The sequence below is a fragment of the Mycobacterium sp. E3305 genome, from assembly GCF_001666785.1.
GTDB lineage: Bacteria > Actinomycetota > Actinomycetes > Mycobacteriales > Mycobacteriaceae > Mycobacterium.
On the sequence record NZ_LZJA01000232.1, the window covers coordinates 43160 to 49366 of the forward strand.

A 6207-nucleotide genomic window follows, 5' to 3' on the forward strand; every position below is an offset into this window, starting at 1 on the left:
GGCCGCAATACGAAAACCCCCCGGCGGGCCCGCTACGCGGGACTGCACGGGGGGTTCGTGGAGATTCGGCTCGTCCTTTAGACGGAGCGGACTCCGGTGGCCTGGGGGCCCTTAGGGCTGTGGCCGATTTCGAACTCGACCTTCTGGTTTTCTTCGAGGGTGCGGAAGCCCGAACCCTGGATCTCCGTGTAGTGGACAAACACGTCGGCGGAGCCGTCTTCGGGGGCGATGAACCCGAAGCCCTTCTCCGCGTTGAACCACTTCACAGTTCCCTGTGGCATCTCTCGATCTTTCCTTTTCTTCTGGGTGCGGGGCATCGCCTTTCGATGCCCCGGGCCTGGTACGACCGCCATACCTCGCTCAGTCGCCGGAACTTCACCCGACCGATTAACCTCGCAGGAACCGCGGCCGCAACGATAGATCCTGCGAAAGTTTGACACGAACACAGAAGCTGCGACCGCAAATAGTCAACCATGTTCATCGCTTCGGCGACAGACTTGCGCCTTGGACGCGAGCTCAGCCGGGTCCAAGGAGGGTGCTGATGGCGAGTTTCGGCAGCGAGTTGCTCGCCGCCGCGCTCGCCGGTACCGCCGCCGACGAGCATCCGTTGCGGCACGTCGCCGAGCTGCCGCCGCGCGGCGGCCGCCCGCACCGCTGGCCGACATGGGCCGAGCCCGACGTGGTGCGCGCCTTCACCGACCGCGGCGTCATTTTGCCCTGGTCACACCAGTCGGCGGTCGCGGAATTGGCTCACTCCGGCCGCCACGTGGTGGTGAGCACCGGCACCGCGTCGGGCAAGTCGCTGGCCTACCAACTTCCCGTCCTCAACGCGCTGGCCACCGATCCGCGCGCCCGGGTGCTGTACCTGTCGCCGACGAAGGCGCTGGGGCATGACCAATTGCGGGCCGCCCACACGCTGGCGGGCGCCGTCCCGCGGTGCCATGACGTCGCGCCCACCGCCTACGACGGCGACAGCCCGCCGGAAGTCCGGCGCTTCGCGCGCGAGCGCTCCCGATGGTTGTTTTCCAATCCGGACATGATCCATGTGTCGATCCTGCGCAACCATGCCCGCTGGGCGGTGCTGCTGCGGGGCCTGCGATTCGTGATCGTTGACGAATGTCATTACTACCGTGGTGTTTTCGGCTCCAACGTGGCGATGGTGCTGCGCCGGTTGCTGCGACTGTGCGCGCGGTACTCCTCGGCGCCCACGGTGATCTTCGCGAGCGCCACGACGGACGCGCCGGGAGCGACGGCCGCCGAACTCATCGGGTATCCGGTCGAGGAGGTCGTCGAGGACGGCTCGCCGCAGGGCGCGCGGACGGTGGCCTTGTGGGAACCGGCGCTGCGGCCCGATCTGCTGGGCGAGAACGGGGCACCGGTGCGCCGCTCCGCCGGCGCGGAGGCGGCGCGGGTGATGGCCGACCTGATCGCCGAGGGGGCGCAGACGCTGACGTTCGTGCGCTCGCGCCGCGCCGCGGAGCTGACCGCGCTGGGCACCCAGGCGCGGCTGGACGACATCGCCCCGGAGCTCTCCGGCAAGGTGGCCTCCTATCGCGCCGGCTACCTCGCCGAAGACCGCACCGCGCTGGAACGTGCCCTGGCCGAGGGTCGGCTGCGCGGGCTGGCCACCACGAACGCCCTGGAGCTTGGTGTCGACATCGCCGGACTGGACGCGGTGGTGCTCGCCGGGTTCCCCGGGACCGTCGCCTCGTTCTGGCAGCAGGCCGGCCGGTCGGGCCGGCGCGGGCAGGGCGCGCTGGTGGTGTTGATCGCCCGCGACGACCCGCTCGACACCTACCTGGTCCACAACCCCACCGCGCTGCTGGGCAAGCCCGTCGAACGGGTGGTGATCGATCCCGCCAACCCCTACATCTTGGGACCCCAACTGCTCTGCGCCGCAACCGAAATGCCGCTCGAGGAGGCGGAAGTGCGTGACTTCGGCGCCATCGAGGTGGCCGAGGGCCTGCTCGACGACGGCCTGCTGCGTCGCCGCAACGGCAAGTACTTTCCCGCGGCCGGCCTAGAACCGCATGGCGCCGTGGACATCCGGGGTTCGGCGGGCGGCCAGATCGTGATCGTGGAGGCCGACACCGGGCGGTTGCTGGGCAGCACGGGCGTCGGTCAGGCCCCGGCGTCGGTCCACCCGGGTGCCGTCTACCTGCATCAGGGGGAGAGCTACGTCGTCGACTCACTGGACTTCGACGACGCGATCGCCTTCGTCCACGCCGAGGACCCCGGTTACGCCACGTTCGCCCGCGAAATCACCGACATCGCCGTCACCGGCACCGGAGAACGCGCGCAGTACGGTCCCGTCACACTGGGTCTGGTGCCGGTCACCGTCACCCACCAGGTGGTGGGCTACCTGCGCCGCCGGCTCTCCGGCGAGGTGATCGACTTCATCGAGCTGGACATGCCGGAGCAGACGCTGGCGACCACGGCGGTGATGTACACCATCACCGAAGAAGCGTTGCTGCGCAAGGGTATTGACGTACCGAGGATCCCCGGATCGTTGCATGCCGCCGAGCACGCCGCGATCGGCCTGCTGCCGCTGGTGGCCAGCTGCGACCGCGGCGACATCGGCGGCTTGTCGACCGCGGTGGGACCGGATCCGGCCGGCCTGCCCAGCGTCTTCGTGTACGACGGCTATCCGGGCGGCGCCGGGTTCGCCGAGCGCGGTTATCGCAAGGTGGGCACGTGGCTGGGTGCGACAGCCGCCGCCATCGAGGCATGCGACTGCCCCCGGGGATGTCCGTCCTGCGTGCAGTCCCCCAAGTGCGGCAACGGCAACGACCCGCTCGACAAGGCGGGCGCGGTGCGGGTGCTGGAACTCGTCTTGGCGCAGTTGCCGCGCGCCGAGCAACCCGGCGGATGACGACCGACCCCTCGACGGTCGACCCCGCGGATCTGCTCTGTGACACCCGTCCCGAGCGCGCATTTCCTGCTGCTTGAAGAAACGGGCGCGTGCTGTCGCACGGTCGGACGAACGCTCACCGGTGAGCGGTTGGCGGCCGGCTGCGCGGGCGCAGCAGCAAACTATCAAAGGCCGCGGCGGCATGGCAACTTCATCGGCATCGGCGTTGCGGCCCGAAGGCGTTGGCGCAGAGAACGATAGCGTTTTCTGCGGCCGATTCGAATCCTGCCGACAGGCCCGAGGTCCCGAGGAGTCGGGCCCCCGCCGTAAAATCTCACCGCATGGGCCACGACTGGTTGCTCGTGGAGACGCTGGGGGGTGAACCCACCGTGGTGGCGCAGGGGCGCCAACTCAAGAACCTCGTGCCCATCACCACGTTCTTGCGCCGCAGTCCCTATCTGTCCGCGGTCCGGACCGCGATCGCCGAGACGGTGCAGACCGGACAGAGCCTGACCAGCATCACGCCCAAGCGCGACCGCGTGATTCGCACCGAACCGGTGGTGATGTCCGACGGCTATATCCACGGGGTGCACGTGTGGACCGGGCCCGCCGACGTCGAACCGCCGGAGCGGCCGATTCCGGGGCCGCTCAAGTGGGATCTGACCCAGGGCGTCGCCACCGACACCAGGGAGTCGCTGGTGAACAGCGGAAAGAATCCGGAGGTCGAGGTCACGTTCGGCCGGGCCTTCGCAGAAGATCTCCCATCCCGGGACCTCAATCCCAACGAGACCAAGGTCCTCGCCATGGCCGTCAAGGCCAAGCCCGACCAAACCATCTGCAGCACTTGGGATCTCACTGACTGGCAGGGCAACCCCATGCGGATCGGCTTCGTCGCGCGGACCGGATTGGAAGACGGACCCGACGGCCGCGACCATCTGGTCGCGCGGGCGATCAACTGGCGCGCAGAACTCAAGGGCCCGGCGGTGTCGACCGACGATCTGGCGCAACGGATCCTGAGCGGACTGGCCCAGGCCGGCGTGCACCGGGCACTGATCGACCTGAAGAATTGGGCGTTGCTGAAGTGGCTGGACGAGCCCTGCACCTTCTACGACTGGCGGGGCAGTGAGACGGGCAAGCCGAAGGTGCATCCGGACGATCAGCACTTGGTGGCGTCGATGACGGAGGAATTCGCCCACGGCGCCACGAGTCGGGTGTTGCGCATGCCCGGCAATCACGACGACTGGGTGCCGGTGCACGTCACGGTCAACCGGGTGGAGCTCGAACCGGATACCTACGCCGGCCTGGTGTCGCTGCGGTTGCCCTCCGATGAGGAACTCGCCGCCGCGGGGCTCTCGGACGGCCCCGAGCCGACCGGCTAACCGACCACGGGCAGCAGGCGTTGAGCGGCCAGCGAGAGGCGCTGGCCGGCGAGTTGCGGCCAGGCCTGCACCGCGCAGAACGGCGCGCACTGGTCCTGCGACGAACGAGTGCCGACGTGCACGCAGCACTGCACCAGCCGCTCTTCGATCATCGTCGACATGTCCATGAACGGTTTGACCGTGATGCGCACGACTCGCTCGCCCAGCATCCGCCGCAGTTGGCGCCGCCGGCCGGGCAGCGCGGCGGACGCCACCGTCAGCAACGTCGCCATGCCGAGATCGCAGTTCTCGCAGATCATGCGCCACACGTCCGACATCTGCGGGTGTGACAGCGAGGACTGCTCCGACAGCAAGCCCATCAGCGATTCCCGCACCGCCAGGCGCAACTCGCGGGGGATGTCGGAGTCGGCGATCCGGTTGGCGACCAACCCGAGCTTGTCTTTGAGGTTGTCGTGGCCGATCAGGGCGACCAGCGAACGCCATTGCCCGCTGTCGTCACGGAGCGCGTACCCGACCGAACAGCAATGCGGGTGCGAGCAGGGCAGCGCGGTCAGGTCCCGCCAGGTGATCAGGTCGCCGGTCTGCGGGCCCAACCGCCTCAGCACACCGGTATGGGTGAGGCGCCTGTCCGGGTCGATGAGATCGGAACGCCCGGACGCGAATTGCGGCTGGATGCAGACGCCTCCGACGTACGGCGTGTCCAGCGCGAGCCTGACGACGCCGCCGATCTCGTCGTCGTTCACGCCGAGCGCCGCCGTCATCACCAGGGTGGTGAAGATTTGACGCTCGGAAAGTCGCCGCAGCGCCGCGTGCTTGACCCGCGACAGGTCACCGCCGCGGTGGTGGCGGTGCGCGGCCGGCGATATCCCGTCGTATTGCAGGTACACCTCGGCGCGTTCGCGGTACTCGGTGAGCAGGTCGAGGAGCTCGTCATCCTGCGCTATCCGCAAACCATTGGTGTTCAACAGGATTCGCGTGATGGGTCGCGAACTCAGCTCGGCGAGCAGCTCGGGCAGCTGCGGATGCAGGCTTGGTTCGCCGCCGCTGAGCATCACCACGTCGAGGCGCCCGTTCTCGCGTGCCAGGCGCTGGTCGACGTTGGCCAGCACGTCGCCGACCGCGACGACGTCGCGAAGGTCTGGCGACGAGTCGGCGAAGCAGGTCGGGCAGCGCAGGTTGCAGGTCGCGGCGACATCCTCGAGCAGGATGCAGGTGTGTTGGGTCTGCATCTGTGGCAAGCCGCGCAGATAGGCCGACGGGATCGGGTCGAAGTTACCCGGGCTGTCGGGGACATGGGCCTTGGTGGGCGCGGTCCACTCCTCGAGGTAGGCAAGGATTTCGGGGTCTTCGTCGTACAGCGTCCGAACGAGTCCATGCCGGGGACAGCCTCGTTCGAGCCAGACCTGGCCGTCGCCGCGCACGGCGAGCCAGCCACTGAGCCGCGCCACGTCACTCAACGGGCGATCGGGTTGTTCGGCGTGACATCGCGGGCAAAAAGCGTTGACGTAGCGGTGGATTCGGTCACCGCGCAGTTCCATGCCGTTCATCGGGTGATGTGGTAGAGCATCGGGTTCAATCCGGTGCAGATGCCGACGGTGAAGATGGAGGTGAGCGCCCAGCCGATCATCAGTCCCATGCCGATCCCCCTCGCCCACGCGCTGCCCTTGACGAACAGCAGCGCGCCCCCGCCGCCGAAGGCGATCAGCCCGAGCATGACGGCCCCCGTCGCGAACGCGGCCTTCGGCGCGATCGCGTTGGCGAGCCCGAACAACACCAGCGGGCCGAGGATCGCGTTGATCCCGGCATAGAGGGCCATCCCGGCGATGGCCGCGCCGAAGACCTCGCCGCCGCTCGGCTTGCGCTGCGGCGGTTGCGGTTGCCAGGCCGGGTAGGGCTGGTATGGATAGCCGGGCGGGGGCCGTCATGCTCGGGCTGATCGCCTTCGGCGGCGGGGGCGCGCTGCTGTTCGTCAAGGGC

Annotated in this window: 5 protein-coding genes; 2 read left to right on the forward strand and 3 right to left on the reverse strand. The window is 68.5% G+C overall.

What is annotated here, in order from left to right:
* Positions 1 to 77 precede the first annotated feature (77 nt).
* Positions 78 to 281, reverse strand: a complete 204-nt coding sequence (gene cspA, locus A5701_RS21950) for a cold shock protein CspA (protein WP_007166602.1) — start codon at positions 279 to 281, stop codon at positions 78 to 80.
* A 260-nt stretch (positions 282 to 541) separates the two neighbouring features.
* Between cspA and A5701_RS21955 the strand changes: the two genes are divergently transcribed.
* On the forward strand, positions 542 to 2872 hold the full coding sequence (locus A5701_RS21955; RefSeq protein WP_067758834.1) for a DEAD/DEAH box helicase: 2331 nt from the start codon (positions 542 to 544) through the stop codon (positions 2870 to 2872).
* A 320-nt stretch (positions 2873 to 3192) separates the two neighbouring features.
* On the forward strand, positions 3193 to 4230 hold the full coding sequence (locus tag A5701_RS21960; protein ID WP_067758813.1) for a PAS domain-containing protein: 1038 nt from the start codon (positions 3193 to 3195) through the stop codon (positions 4228 to 4230).
* On the opposite strand, the gene A5701_RS21965 is transcribed toward A5701_RS21960, so the two are convergent.
* Together A5701_RS21965 and A5701_RS21970 are read right to left on the reverse strand one after the other, a co-directional pair.
* Positions 4227 to 5768, reverse strand: coding sequence for a radical SAM protein (locus A5701_RS21965; RefSeq protein ID WP_067758837.1), 1542 nt, complete (start codon positions 5766 to 5768; stop codon positions 4227 to 4229). The two genes, A5701_RS21960 and A5701_RS21965, sit on opposite strands and share 4 nt — an antisense overlap.
* 5 nt (positions 5769 to 5773) lie before the next feature.
* Positions 5774 to 6046, reverse strand: a complete 273-nt coding sequence (locus A5701_RS21970; protein ID WP_067758816.1) for a hypothetical protein — start codon at positions 6044 to 6046, stop codon at positions 5774 to 5776.
* Between the last annotated feature and the right edge of the window lie 161 nt (positions 6047 to 6207).

Bases quoted from the DNA above. Each gene is read 5' to 3' on its own strand.
- cspA (WP_007166602.1), bottom strand. From the start codon at position 281: ATGCCACAGGGAACTGTGAAGTGGTTCAACGCGGAGAAGGGCTTCGGG.
- A5701_RS21955 (WP_067758834.1), top strand. From the start codon at position 542: ATGGCGAGTTTCGGCAGCGAGTTGCTCGCCGCCGCGCTCGCCGGTACC.
- A5701_RS21960 (WP_067758813.1), top strand. From the start codon at position 3,193: ATGGGCCACGACTGGTTGCTCGTGGAGACGCTGGGGGGTGAACCCACC.
- A5701_RS21965 (WP_067758837.1), bottom strand. From the start codon at position 5,768: ATGGAACTGCGCGGTGACCGAATCCACCGCTACGTCAACGCTTTTTGC.
- A5701_RS21970 (WP_067758816.1), bottom strand. From the start codon at position 6,046: ATGGCCCTCTATGCCGGGATCAACGCGATCCTCGGCCCGCTGGTGTTG.